11 protein-coding genes are annotated in these 13347 nt (G+C 60.7%); 4 read left to right on the plus strand and 7 right to left on the minus strand.

What is annotated here, in order from left to right:
* Both DCO47_RS12395 and glnK read right to left on the minus strand, forming a co-directional pair.
* Nucleotides 1–1318 (minus strand): ammonium transporter (locus tag DCO47_RS12395; RefSeq protein WP_133247403.1); only part of this gene is annotated, 1318 nt, incomplete at its 3' end.
* Between the two features lie 37 nt (nt 1319–1355).
* Nucleotides 1356–1694, minus strand: coding sequence for a P-II family nitrogen regulator (gene glnK / locus DCO47_RS12400; protein WP_002555808.1), 339 nt, complete (start codon nt 1692–1694; stop codon nt 1356–1358).
* A 394-nt stretch (nt 1695–2088) separates the two neighbouring features.
* Between glnK and DCO47_RS12405 the strand changes: the two genes are divergently transcribed.
* On the plus strand, nt 2089–2349 hold the full coding sequence (locus DCO47_RS12405) for an accessory factor UbiK family protein (protein WP_007920416.1): 261 nt from the start codon (nt 2089–2091) through the stop codon (nt 2347–2349).
* 252 nt (nt 2350–2601) lie between these two features.
* Here DCO47_RS12405 and DCO47_RS12415 read toward each other — a convergent pair whose 3' ends face one another.
* Complete coding sequence (locus DCO47_RS12415) at nt 2602–2799, minus strand: HigA family addiction module antitoxin (protein ID WP_252873555.1); 198 nt, start codon at nt 2797–2799, stop codon at nt 2602–2604.
* A gap of 323 nt (nt 2800–3122) precedes the next feature.
* Here DCO47_RS12415 and DCO47_RS12420 point away from each other — a divergent pair, with 323 nt between their 5' ends.
* Nucleotides 3123–3587 (plus strand): hypothetical protein, encoded by a 465-nt coding sequence (locus tag DCO47_RS12420; protein WP_073470953.1) that lies wholly within the window; start codon nt 3123–3125, stop codon nt 3585–3587.
* Nucleotides 3588–3969: 382 nt separating this feature from the next.
* Nucleotides 3970–5463, plus strand: coding sequence for a YifB family Mg chelatase-like AAA ATPase (locus DCO47_RS12425; RefSeq protein WP_065616355.1), 1494 nt, complete (start codon nt 3970–3972; stop codon nt 5461–5463).
* Here the strand turns inward: DCO47_RS12425 and DCO47_RS12430 are convergent.
* The 3 genes from DCO47_RS12430 to DCO47_RS12440 form a co-directional block, all read right to left on the minus strand.
* On the minus strand, nt 5460–6674 hold the full coding sequence (locus DCO47_RS12430; RefSeq protein ID WP_116658190.1) for an aldose 1-epimerase family protein: 1215 nt from the start codon (nt 6672–6674) through the stop codon (nt 5460–5462). The two genes, DCO47_RS12425 and DCO47_RS12430, sit on opposite strands and share 4 nt — an antisense overlap.
* Nucleotides 6675–6869: 195 nt before the next feature.
* On the minus strand, nt 6870–8846 hold the full coding sequence (locus DCO47_RS12435; RefSeq protein WP_042607122.1) for a methyl-accepting chemotaxis protein: 1977 nt from the start codon (nt 8844–8846) through the stop codon (nt 6870–6872).
* 187 nt (nt 8847–9033) lie between these two features.
* Nucleotides 9034–9954, minus strand: a complete 921-nt coding sequence (locus DCO47_RS12440) for a LysR substrate-binding domain-containing protein (protein WP_116658191.1) — start codon at nt 9952–9954, stop codon at nt 9034–9036.
* A gap of 159 nt (nt 9955–10113) precedes the next feature.
* Between DCO47_RS12440 and DCO47_RS12445 the strand changes: the two genes are divergently transcribed.
* Nucleotides 10114–11508 (plus strand): NorM family multidrug efflux MATE transporter, encoded by a 1395-nt coding sequence (locus DCO47_RS12445; protein WP_064364760.1) that lies wholly within the window; start codon nt 10114–10116, stop codon nt 11506–11508.
* A 108-nt stretch (nt 11509–11616) separates the two neighbouring features.
* Here DCO47_RS12445 and DCO47_RS12450 read toward each other — a convergent pair whose 3' ends face one another.
* Complete coding sequence (locus DCO47_RS12450) at nt 11617–13290, minus strand: bifunctional diguanylate cyclase/phosphodiesterase (RefSeq protein ID WP_042607124.1); 1674 nt, start codon at nt 13288–13290, stop codon at nt 11617–11619.
* Nucleotides 13291–13347 lie beyond the last annotated feature (57 nt).

A 13347-nucleotide genomic window follows, 5' to 3' on the forward strand; every position in this document is an offset into this window, starting at 1 on the left:
CGTTGTGTTGTGCCAGATCGAGGCCGACCGACTCTTCTTCCTCGGTAACACGCAGACCCATGACGGCATCCAGCACCTTGAGGATGATGAAGGTGACGATGGCGGTGTAGATCACGGTGAAGCCGACGCCCTTGATCTGAATCCAGACCTGCGCGCCAATGTCAGTCACGGTGCCGAAGCCGCCCAGTGCCGGTGCTGCGAAAACGCCGGTGAGGATCGCGCCGAGGATACCGCCGATACCATGCACGCCGAAGGCATCCAGGGAATCGTCATAGCCGAGTTTGCGTTTCAGGGTGGTGGCGCAGAAGAAGCACACCACGCCTGCGGCCAGACCGATCACCAGTGCACCCATCGGGCCCACGGTGCCAGCCGCCGGTGTAATCGCAACCAGACCGGCGACCACACCCGAGGCGATGCCCAGTGCGCTAGGCTTGCCGTGGGTGACCCACTCGGCAAACATCCAGCCCAGTGCCGCAGCAGCGGTGGCAATCTGGGTAACCAGCATCGCCATGCCGGCGGTGCCGTTGGCAGCTGCAGCGGAGCCAGCGTTGAAGCCGAACCAGCCGACCCACAGCATCGCCGCGCCCATCAGCGTGTAACCGAGATTGTGCGGGGCCATCGGTGTGGTCGGGAAACCTTTGCGCTTGCCCAGTACCAGGCACGCTACCAGACCGGCGATACCGGCGTTGATGTGCACCACGGTGCCGCCAGCGAAGTCGAGTACGCCCCAGTCCCACATCAGGCCGCCGTTACCGGACCAGACCATGTGCGCGATCGGTGCATAAACCAGAGTGAACCAGATGCCCATGAAGATCAGCATCGCGGAGAACTTCATGCGCTCGGCGAACGCACCGACGATCAGCGCCGGGGTGATGATCGCGAAGGTCATCTGGAAGGTGATGAACACCGCCTCAGGGAACAGCGCCGCCGGGCCGGTGATGCTCGAAGGCGTGACACCGGCGAGGAACGCCTTGCCCATGCCGCCGAAGAACGAATTGAAGTTGACGACGCCCTGCTCCATGCCGGTGGTGTCGAAGGCAATGCTGTAGCCATAAATGACCCACAGGATGCTGATCAGACCGGTAATGGCGAAGCACTGCATCAGCACGGAAAGAATGTTTTTCGAGCGAACCATGCCGCCGTAGAACAGCGCCAGGCCGGGAATGGTCATGAACAGCACGAGGGCTGTGGAGGTGAGCATCCAGGCGGTGTCGCCGGAATTGAGGACTGGCGCTGCCACTTCGTCTGCCGCCATGGCGATGCCGGGCATTACGATGGACAACAGGGCGCCTAGCCCTGCGAATTTACGCAGAGTCATATTGTTTTCTCCTGGGGCGTTGGGTTTGTGGCGGCGCTTAGATCGCGTCGGTATCGGTTTCGCCGGTACGGATGCGGATCGCCTGTTCCAGATTGACCACGAAGATCTTGCCGTCACCGATCTTGCCGGTGTTGGCCGCCTTGGTTATCGCCTCGATAACCCGATCCAGATCCTTGTCGTCGATGGCCACGTCGATTTTCACCTTGGGCAGAAAATCGACCACATATTCCGCGCCGCGATACAGCTCGGTGTGACCCTTCTGCCGGCCGAAGCCTTTGACTTCAGTGACGGTAATGCCCTGCACGCCGATTTCGGACAGCGACTCGCGCACGTCGTCCAACTTGAACGGCTTGATGATGGCAGTGACTAGCTTCATGAAACTCTCTCCCGAATTGGTGGACTTGCCCCAGGAAAACAAACCCGTCTCAAGTCTAAGCGCAGTGCCTGGCTTTGTAACGCATCGTTGACGCCAGCTAACCGCATCAGACGAAACTCCCCGCTTCGTCTGCCGCACTGCATTCGTCACAGCGACTGCATCAGTGCATGGGTCGAGGGTGACTAAGCAGAAACCTTGCCAGCTCGGCAAAAGCGCGGCATTTCAACCGTTTGGCCTCGGTTGCGCGCACTCGCGCAGAAAAGCGTTTACCGATACGCACAACAACGGTGCGCCACCGTCCGTCCCCCTGCGCGAAAAGCGTGCATCCGAGCAACGGGATTGACTATAGACACTGCGTGATACACTGCCGGCCATTGTTTCCAGGACATTCCCCATGCTCGCGCCCAAAGACTTCCTCGACGCCCTGAGCGGCACCGCCTCCCGCCTGTTCAGCGGCGACACGCCACTGCCGAAAGCCGAAATCGAAAGCCAGTTCAAAATGCTGCTGCAAAGTGCCTTCAGCAAACTCGACCTGGTCAGCCGTGAAGAGTTTGATAGCCAGATGGTTGTGTTGGCGCGTACCCGTGCCCGCCTCGAAAGCCTCGAAGCCAAGGTTGCCGAGATGGAAGCGAAGCTGACGCCGCCCGCTGAATAATCCGCGCCCCCTGTAGGAGCTGCCGAAGGCTGCGATCTTTTGATCTCCAGCCCTTCAACCATCCCGGCAACGTCCTACAACCTGAATGACCGCCGTCCGATTGCGCCGAAAAGCCCAGATTTCAACTAGATCGAAAACGCCCAGCCGTGGATACGGTCACACGATGCGCCGCAGATGATGGTGGAGCGGGAACAGACCAAGCGCCCAATGACGGGGCCTTGGTGGAAAAGGGCTTCGCGGATGCTGCAATCGCTATAAGCCCGCATGCCTGAGCTGGGCCCTGCGCAAATCGTAAGTCGACTGAAGATTCATCCAGAACTCAGGCGTAGTGTTGAGATGAATGGCAAGGCTGATTGCCAGATCGGCGCAGATCCTGAGTTGGCATTTCACAAGCTTTTCGATCTCACTTTCGGGCCATTTCGTGGGCATGGCCAGCTCCATGACGGTCATGCCCAACGGCTCCATGAATTCCTTATTCAGAACCTCGCCCGATGAGTCGGGCGCATACCACTGCGGTCCATTGTTCGCCTCCAGAGGCTGCGTTGAGTGGCCAAAGTGGAGCATCCGATTCAGGAAAACAAGACCATCAAAACCGTTTGGCCGGCGTCCTACAACTAATAGGGCATAACCCTACGAGAATCAGCGTCTGCGCCTGATTCCGTGAGTTCTTGGCTGTGATTAGGCTGGTGGCTTTCGCCTGCGCTGGTCGATCCTATTCGTCGAGTTCCAGGCGATACACATTGATCGCCAGACACTCTGGTTCTGGATCCCTCTTGTCTCATTTGCTCAAGCTCAAAGAAAACACGCTGGTTCAGCATCCAGATGGTGGTTACATCTTTGGCACGATCCCCGATATGCCAAAATTCGGCTTGCCAGGCGGGAAGATTTATCTGCGGGTAGGTATTCACCGTCGAGCGAATAGTGGTTTTGGCGTAGTGCACATTTGGGAAGCCCATAGTGCCGATTTGCTCAAGCATGGTTGCCAGACTGCCGATGGGGTAGCCGCGATTGTTGCAAAGATGATCGTCCCGGGGGCACAAATCTATTGTGAGTTCAAAGAACAGCGATGTGGAAACAGGGTCGCGGTACTGAGGACATCTATGGGAACACTGATTCTTGAACCGCGACACGAGCGCGCCACAGGATTTGGTTACTTCGTGGTGACTTGGTACCCGCAAAAACGTGCACATGGCACGTTAGTGGGGCAGATACCACGAGCACCACCAAATCAGAAATAAAAAAAGGCGTCCGATGGACGCCTTTTAAGTATTTTTTGAGGAGTAGTCGCAGCGATTCTTTAGCTCCTGGCTTTACGGCCTTGGGTTCAGAATCCGACAGGCTAGCCCGTCGTCACTACTTCAGAGAAACCAGCTTTCTCTGCTGCCAAAAATGCGGGGGAGCTTTTGCTGGTGCCCAGTCCCGACGAATGCGCAGTTGCAGTCCTCGAACGGGATGATCCGTCAATGCCGGTCGAGAGTCAACGGTCCAATTCAGCCAAGCAATGACAGCCCATCGGGTCTTGATACGTCTTGTAAACCTCTATTTCAGCACTGAAACCCGGCTCAACTACCCTTCAAAAACCCGCAGGAAGCGGACCCCGATTCAGCTCAAGGAACGACCATGTCCCTCTCCATCGTCCACAGTCGCGCCCAGATTGGCGTGGATGCTCCCGCCGTCACTGTCGAAGTTCATCTGGCAAACGGTCTGCCCTCCCTGACCATGGTCGGACTGCCCGAGGCGGCGGTGAAGGAGAGCAAGGATCGAGTACGCAGTGCGATCATCAACTCCGGGCTGCAGTTTCCGGCGCGGCGGATCACTTTGAATCTGGCGCCGGCGGATCTGCCCAAGGATGGCGGACGCTTCGATCTGGCGATTGCCTTGGGGATTTTGTCGGCCAGTGTGCAAGTGCCGTGTCTGACGCTGGACGATGTGGAATGTCTGGGTGAGTTGGCATTGTCCGGTGCGGTGCGGCCGGTGCGTGGTGTGCTGCCGGCGGCACTGGCGGCGCGCAAGGCCGGGCGGGCGCTGGTGGTGCCTCGAGCGAATGCCGAGGAGGCGTGTCTGGCGTCGGGGTTGAAGGTGTTTGCGGTGGATCATTTGCTGGAAGCGGTGGCCCATTTCAACGGGCACACGCCGGTGGAGCCTTACGTTTCCGACGGCTTAATGCATGCCGCCAAACCCTATCCCGATCTCAATGAGGTGCAGGGGCAGACAGCCGCCAAACGCGCACTGCTTATTGCCGCCGCGGGGGCGCACAATTTGTTGTTCAGCGGGCCTCCAGGAACCGGCAAGACGCTGCTGGCCAGTCGTCTGCCGGGGTTGCTGCCGCCGCTTTCCGAGTGCGAAGCGCTGGAAGTGGCAGCGATTCAATCGGTCGCCAGCGGTGTGCCTCTGACTCACTGGCCGCAGCGCCCCTTTCGCCAACCGCACCACTCCGCTTCCGGGCCGGCACTGGTCGGTGGCAGTTCAAAACCGCAACCCGGTGAAATCACCCTGGCCCATCACGGCGTGCTGTTTCTCGATGAATTGCCGGAGTTTGATCGCAAGGTTCTCGAGGTGCTCCGCGAGCCCTTGGAGTCCGGGCATATCGTCATCGCCCGCGCCAAGGATCGCGTGCGTTTCCCGGCGCGCTTTCAGCTGGTGGCAGCGATGAATCCGTGTCCCTGTGGATATCTTGGCGAACCGAGCGGCAAATGCTCGTGCACACCGGACATGGTGCAGCGCTATCGCAACAAATTGTCGGGGCCGCTGCTGGATCGTATCGATCTGCACCTGACCGTGGCGCGTGAAGCGACAGCATTGAATCCGGCAGCCAAGCTCGGGGAGGACAGCGCCAGCGCTGCGGCGTTGGTGGCTGAAGCGCGGGAGCGCCAGCAAAAACGCCAAGGCTGCGCCAATGCGTTTCTCGATCTGCCGGGGTTGAAGCGTCACTGCAAGTTATCCACAGCCGATGAGAGATGGCTGGAAGGGGCGTGCGAGCGACTGATCCTGTCGCTGCGCTCGGCGCATCGGCTGCTCAAGGTCGCGCGCACACTGGCGGATCTTGAGCAGGCCGATGCGATTACCCGCGAGCATCTGGCGGAGGCACTGCAATACCGGCCGGCGACACCTTAATGCTCAGCCAGATCAACCAGCGGCGTCTGGCGCACTTCGGTGTCGCGCCCGGCCTGAATATCGGTCACACGCTTCAGGGCGTTATCCACCGCAGCCTTATCGGCCAGCAGGCTGTAGCTGATCTGGAACTGTTTGTGTTCTTTCGGTGCAATGGTCGGCACCAGATTCAGCGGCCGCTGATAGCGACGGTTATAGGAAAAACTCGTCCCAGGCTCCAGCCCGGTGACGTAGCCCTGCCCTTGGGTGTCGGTGTTTTTCCACAGCGAGAACACTGGCAACTGCTGGGTATTGAAGCCAACCGCAACGCCGAGGCTACCGGCCTTGTTGTGCAGCACAGTCAGGGTATCGCCCTTCGCGTCCGCATATGGCACAACGTTGTAGACCGTTTCGTCGTAGTCCCTGGTCGGCGCGCGATAGGTCTGCCAGTCGGGCAGATCACCCTTGGCCTTGTCGTTGAACGGCGATACCTGCTTCACCGGCGCAGCAAACTTCGCGCCCTGCTCAAGAAACGGCGTACTGAAATTGCTGTGATACAGCGCCTGATATTCCTTCGCATAGTCGCCGTTATTGGTCAGGGTATCGTTGAGGACGAAGCTTGCGCTGCCAGGTTCAGTGACCAGTTCGGTCGCTACCGAGAAATCGACTTTCTTGAATGCCTGCTCTTTCAGCTCGCCACGCAGCGTGATGGCATACGGCGGTTTTTCATCGATGTGCAGAGTGACGGTGCTGGCCGGGATATTGGCGGCGCGACCGTGCAGGGTCAGCAGTTCGCCGTTGTCCATGCCGGGATGGCCAACCCACTCGTAACCGCAACGGCTGACCAGTTCATTGAAGCCTTCCAGCCAGCCCAGGCCACCGCGACCGTTGAGCTCGATGAACGCCGGGTTGACCACGTCCTTGACCGGCGAATCCCAGCCCATGCGCACGTCGCCCACCGAAGCTTGCAACACGTTCATGCCGCGGGTCGGCACCACCGAAAGCTTCATCGTGCCGTTATCGATATCGACGATGCTGACGCCCTCCTGACGACCGCCGTGCAGGGTGCGCAGGGTCACGGAAAACGGCTTGGTGGTTTTTACACCGAGCTGTTCACTGGTGATCGTCCAGTTTTTTGCCGGGGTGTTGGCGTCGAGCAGGACATAGTCCCAGGCCATGGCGTGGGAAGCGGCAGAGAATGCGCCGAGAGCGACGAGGAGTTTGAGCGGAGTCATGGCAGCAGCCTTTATTGGAGTTGTGCCATTTTTATAGCGCTGCGGAAACGTTTCAGCAAGTGCAAAGAAGCTGTGGGAGAAAAGCATTCGCGAGCAGGCTCGCTCCCACAGGGACATCGGGCTTTCACAACATTTGTGAGTCACACCGAAAACTGTGGGAGCGAGCCTGCTCGCGATGGCAATTTCAAAGACACATCAACGGAAGCGATCAACCTCGGATCGCAGATCCGCCGCCAGTTTCTCCAGCTCTTTAGCGGTGATGGCCAGGTTGGAAACCACCTCACGCTGCTCACTGTTGGCCATGGCAATGCTCTGCAGATTGCTGCTCAGCAACGTCGCGGTGCTGCTTTGCTCCTGAGTGGCGGTGGTGATCGCTGCAAACTGCTGGCCTGCCGAACGGCTCTGCTCGTCGATCCGTGCCAGTGCCGAGGCGACATTGGCGTTACGCGACAGGCCTTCCTGCATCAGCACATTGCCCTGCTCCATGGTGCTGATCGCGTTGCCGGTCTCCTGCTGGATGCTGTGAATCATGCTGGAGATTTCGTCGGTGGCCTGACGGGTACGCGAGGCGAGGCTGCGCACTTCGTCCGCCACCACGGCAAAACCGCGGCCCTGTTCACCGGCACGGGCGGCTTCGATCGCAGCGTTGAGCGCCAACAGGTTGGTCTGCTCGGCGATCGAAGTGATCACGCCAACAATGCCGCCGATTTCTTGGGAGCGCTGGCCGAGGGTGTTGATCACCGTGGCGGTGCTGTTCAGCGCACCGGCAATCTGCTCCAGCGACGACGACGCTTCTTCCATCGAGCTGCGACCAATCTGTGTTTGCTGGGCGTTTTCCTGTGCCAGGCGCTGAGTCGCGCCCATGTTGTCAGCGATGTTCAGCGAGGTCGCGCTGAACTCTTCCACCGCGCCGGCCATGCTGGTGATTTCGCCCGACTGCTGCTCCATGCCTTCATAAGCACCACCGGACAAACCGGACAATGCCTGCGCGCGACTGTTGACCTCTTCCGAGGCGCGGCGGATGTGCTCGACCATGGTCGACAGCGCCTGGCTCATCTGGTTGAACGCGCGGGACAGCTGACCGATTTCGTCGTGGCTCGATACGTTCAGACGCACGCTCAGATCACCGGCACCCAAGGCCTCGGCCTGACGCACCAGATCGCCCAGTGGCGCAAGCTTGCTGCGCAACAGCCAGACCACGGAACCGACCGCGAGCAACATCGCCAGCAGGCTGCCGATCGCCAGTTGCGTACCGACGCTCCAGGTTACCGCGCGGATCTCGGCTTTCGGCATGCTCGCGACCACCGACCACGGGCCACCTTCAAACGGCACGGCGATGCTGTAGAAGTCTTCTCCCTTGTCGCTCCAGAACTCGCCCTTGCCCGGGGTTTTCACCAGGTTATTGATGGTCGGCACGGCTTGATCCAGCGCTTCTACGCCAGCAATCGGCACCAGCCATTTGTTCTGCTCGTCGAGCAGGGCCAGCGAGCCGGTCTGGCCGATGCGGAAGCGCTTGAGATTGGCGAACTGCGCGTTCTGCGCGTCGGTGTAGTCGAAACCGACGTACAGCACGGCGATGATCTTGCCGCCCGCGTCGCGCACCGGGGTGTACTGCGACATGTAGTAGCGCTCGAACAACAGCGAGCGGCCGACATAACTCTGCCCCGCCATCAACTTTGCGTAGGCCGGGTTGGCATGATCGAGCACGGTGCCGATGGCACGGGTGCCGTCCTGCTTGCTGACGTTGGTGCTGACGCGAATGAAGTCTTCGCCGCTGCGCACGAATACCGTGGCCACGCCGGCGGTCATCTGCTTGAACTCGTCAACTTCCTTGAAGTTGTTGTTCAGCACCTCGTTGCCCAGGTGCAGGCCCGGGGTCTGCACGCCGGCCACGGTCACTGGCTGATCGGGGTGCACACTCAGGCCACTGCCGAAGCGTTTTTCGAACAGACCGCTCAAGCGCAGGGTGCTTTCGCGCAGCGTACCGTGGAAGGTACTCAGTTGATCGGCCAGCAGCCGGGCCTCACTGGCCAGATGCTCTTCACGGGTGGCGAGGTTGGCGGAATCCAGCGAACGCAAGGCGAACACCGTACTGCCGCTGATGACTATCGCCAGTATTACAGCGAGGGCAAGGCCCAACTGCGAGGCGATCCGAGCACGAGGTTGAGACATGAACAGCTCCTGGCCGAGCCACCGAATCCTCCTTGATCGCGGTAATTGCCCGGAAAATATTCTAATAATGGGGGTAACGCGAAACCGGCACGACGGTTCCACATGCTCGTAGTCGGCGGTAAAACCGAATACTTGAGCGCATTGCGTGGGTATGGCGCAGTGGTGGCATTGTGCCGGCTCGAACGTTTCAGCTCAAGCGTGTCACTGCCGGGAGTTGCATGGCGCGGACTTCGCTCTGAAGAAAGTCACTGAGGCGGCGCAAACGTTCACCTCCCGGACGGGTTCTTGGCCACACCAGGTAATAATCAAGACCACTGGCGACCGCTGTCGGCCACGGCAGACTCAAGCGCCCTTGCGCGACGTCTTCGGCAACCATCAGCAAATCACCCATGGACACACCGTAGCCGCGCGCCGCGGCGATCATGCCCAGTTCGAGGGTGTCGAACACCTGACCGCCCTTGAGCGAGACCTGATCGGATAACCCCATGCGCTCCAGCCAACTGCGCCAGTCTCGGCGATCCGGGGTCGGATGCAACAGTTCGGCGCTGCCCAGGCGCGCCACGTCCCAGGGCTGGTCATTGAGAAGGTTCGGCGCGCCAACCGGGATCAATTCCTCGGGAAACAGCAGGCTCGCCTCCCAGTCCGGCGGGAAATGCCCGTCGCTGAGCAACACGGCGCAATCGAACGGCTCATTGTTGAAATCCACCGAATCAATGTCCATCCACGCGCTCGTCAGTTGCACCTCATTGCCCGGCTGCAAGTGGCGGAAGCGGCTCAGCCGCGCCAGCAACCAACGCATGGTCAGGGTTGAGGGTGCCTTCATGCGCAGGATGTCGTCCTCGGCGCGCAAGGTGTTGCAGGCGCGCTCGAGGGCGGCAAAGCCTTCGCGGATACCGGGCAACAGCAGCCGGGCCGATTCGGTCAGTTGCAAGTAGCGGCCGCTGCGATGAAACAGCCGGCAGGCGAAATGTTCTTCGAGGGTACGCATGTGCCGACTGACCGCGCTCTGGGTAATCGACAATTCTTCCGCCGCGCGGGTGAACGAGCTGTGTCGCGCTGCCGCTTCGAATGCACGCAGGGCATACAGGGGCGGAAGGCGTCGGGACATACACAAAGCTCCAGTAGCGGGATGCAGCCGGTTCGGCCGAGACGGTTCAGGATGAGTATTAATCATGCCACCCATCCTTTTTATCCCTTTGTGCAACGCCTGCCAAGCGCCGAGAATCGACGCTCTTCTGTTCCCTTTGATATTTGGGTGGTGATGACCATGCGGCATCCTGTGCGTACCGAACTCTGGGCCATTCTGCGGCTGGCGGGGCCGCTGATTGCTTCGCAGTTGGCGCACATGCTGATGGTGCTGACCGACACCCTGATGATGGCGCGCTTGAGTCCAGAAGCGCTGGCCGGTGGCGGCCTCGGTGCGGCCAGCTATTCGTTCGTGTCGATTTTCTGCATCGGCGTGATTGCAGCGGTCGGCACACTGGTGGCGATCCGTCAGGGCGCCGGCGACATCATCGGTGCCGCGCGCCTGACACAGGCCGGACTGTGGCTGGCCTGGCTGATGGCGCTCGGCGCCGGGCTGCTGTTGTGGAACCTCAAACCCGTGTTGCTGCTGTTTGGCCAGACCGAAACCAACGTCAACGCCGCCGGGCAATTCCTCATCGCCCTGCCCTTCGCCTTGCCGGGTTATCTGAGCTTCATGGCCCTGCGCGGTTTCACCAGTGCGATTGGACGGGCGACGCCAGTGATGGTGATCAGCCTCGCCGGCACGGTGGCCAATTTCCTGCTCAACTACGCGCTGATCACCGGCATGTTCGGCCTGCCGCACCTGGGTCTGACCGGCATCGGTCTGGTCACGGCGATTGTCGCCAACTGCATGGCACTGGCGCTGGCCTGGCACATTCGCCGGCATCCGGCCTATGACGCTTATCCGTTGCGCGTCGGTCTGTCGCGGCCGAACCGGCAATACCTGAAAGAACTCTGGCGCCTGGGCCTGCCGATTGGCGGCACCTATGCGGTGGAGGTCGGGTTGTTCGCTTTCGCTGCGCTGTGCATGGGCACCATGGGCAGCACGCAAATGGGCGCGCACCAGATCGCTCTGCAGATCGTTTCGGTGGCGTTCATGGTCCCGGCCGGGATGTCCTATGCCATCACCATGCGCGTCGGCCAGCACTATGGCGCCGGGCAACTGGTTGATGCGCGGATGTCCGGCCGTGTCGGCATTGCCTTCGGCGCGGTAGTGATGCTCGGCTTTGCCCTGGTGTTCTGGCTGTGGCCGAACCAGTTGGTCGGCCTGTTCCTCGACCATAACGACCCGGCGTTTGCCGAGGTGATCCGTCTGGCGGTGAGCCTGCTGGCAGTAGCGGCGTGGTTCGAGTTGTTCGACGGCACGCAGACGATTGCCATGGGCTGTATCCGCGGGCTCAAGGATGCAAAGACCACCTTCCTGGTCGGCCTGGCTTGCTATTGGCTGATTGGCGCGCCGGCGGCGTGGTGGATGGCTTTCCACCTCAATTGGGGGCCGACCGGTGTCTGGTGGGGACTGGCGCTGGGGTTGGCGTGCGCGGCAGTGAGCCTGACGCTGGGGTTTGAATGGAAGATGCAGCGGATGATTCGGCGCGAGCCGCAAGCTCAAGGTTTTAACATCCCCCAGGCCGAATGAGGTCCTCTGTAGGAGTGAGCCTGCTCGCGATTGCGGTATATCAGTCAATGCAAATGTTGACTGTTGAAAAGCTATCGCGAGCAGGCTCACTCCTACAGGGGGTGGTGATCAACCGACGATTTCCAGAGCCGGCTGCTGGCTCGATCCCGACGTCAGGTATTCCACCAGCTCCTCCAGCGGCAACGGCCGGCTGATCAGATAACCCTGCACCTGATCGCAACCGAACCCGCGCAACAAATCCAGCTGCTCCGGCGTCTCGACCCCTTCGGCAACCACTTCCAGGTGCAGGTTGTGCGCGAGGTTGATCATCGCGTGCACCAGTTTGCGGTTCTCTTCGCGCTGTTCCATACCGCCGACAAAACTCTTGTCGATCTTCAGCAAAGTGATCGGCAGGCTGTTGAGGTGCACGAACGAAGAAAAACCGGTGCCGAAATCGTCCAGAGAGAAGCGCACGCCGAGGCGGCCGAGCGCGTCCATGGTCTGCTTGACCAGATCGCTGCGCCGCATCACCGCGGTTTCGGTCAGTTCGAATTCCAGCCACTGTGCTTCCACGCCACGCTCGGCAATCAGACGACTGAGCGTCGGCAGCAACTGGCTGTCCTGAAACTGCCGGAACGACAGGTTGATCGCCATGTGCAGCGGCGGCAGTCCCTGCTCGCGCAGAGCCTGCATATCCCGCAGTGCCCGGGCAATCACCCAGTAACCCAACGGCACGATCAATCCGCTTTGTTCGGCCAGTGGCACGAATTCGCTCGGCGGCAGCAGACCGCGTTCCCCATGGCGCCAGCGCACCAGCGCTTCGAGGCCGACGATCTGGCCATCCTCAAGATTCAGGCGTGGCTGGTAATGCAGCTCCAGCTCGTCGCGGCGCAGGGCTCGGCGCAGTTCGCTTTCGAGGTCAGCCATGCTCCGCGCATTGCGGTTGATGCGCTCGTTGAAGATATGAAAGGTGCAGCCCTGCGTGCTCTTGGCCTGCTGCATGGCGATGTGTGCGTGCCACATCAATGGATCGGCACCGCCGTTGGCGCGGGCGTGAGCGATGCCGAGGCTGGAGCCGATCAGCAGGCTCTCACCGTCGACCCAATAAGGTTCGGCCAACGCCTCGGTAATGCGCTCGGCCATCCACTCGGCGCGTTGCGGCGCGCGGCGGGTGTCGATCAGCAAAGCAAATTCATCACTGCCCAGCCGCGCCAGTTGATCACCGGCCTCCAGCTGACTTTTCAGGCGCGCGACGACTTGCAGGATCAGACGATCGCCAGCCTGATGACCAAGAGCATCATTGGCATGGCGAAAGTTATCGAGATCGAGATGGCCAAGGGCGAGACCGCGACCGTCGCCTTCGGCAAGACGTGCGGTGAGCAGGGTCTGGAAACCCTGGCGATTGGCGATGCCGGTCAGCGGATCCTGTTCGGCGAGGCGCTGCAGGGTGTTTTCCAGCACGCCGCGCTCGCGAACATGGCGCAGACAACGCTGGAGCATGCCAGCGTCGAGGGCGTCGAAGACCAGCCAGTCGCTGACCCCGACCGGAGCGGTGGCCGGTTCATGCTCCAGCAGCAGAACGGTCGGCAGGCTGCAGCGCCCGGGCGCCGGCTGCAATGCCGGCAGGGTCAGCAGCACCGCGTGGCGGTTGTCCTCGAACAGGCGGCTGACCGAATCCCAGTTCGGCGCGCTGATCAGCACCGCCGCGCTCCCCATCGGAGCCAGACACTCACGCAACAACGCTGTCCACGCTGGCTCTTCGGCCAGTAGCAGCAAACGCAAGGGTTCGACAGGCGTAGACAAGCTGACTCCCTAGACTCTGCAATGATGTAGGCGGGGCATTATGCCGGTGTGCTGAAC

Source organism: Pseudomonas sp. NDM (assembly GCF_003105095.1).
Taxonomy (GTDB): domain Bacteria; phylum Pseudomonadota; class Gammaproteobacteria; order Pseudomonadales; family Pseudomonadaceae; genus Aquipseudomonas; species Aquipseudomonas moraviensis_A.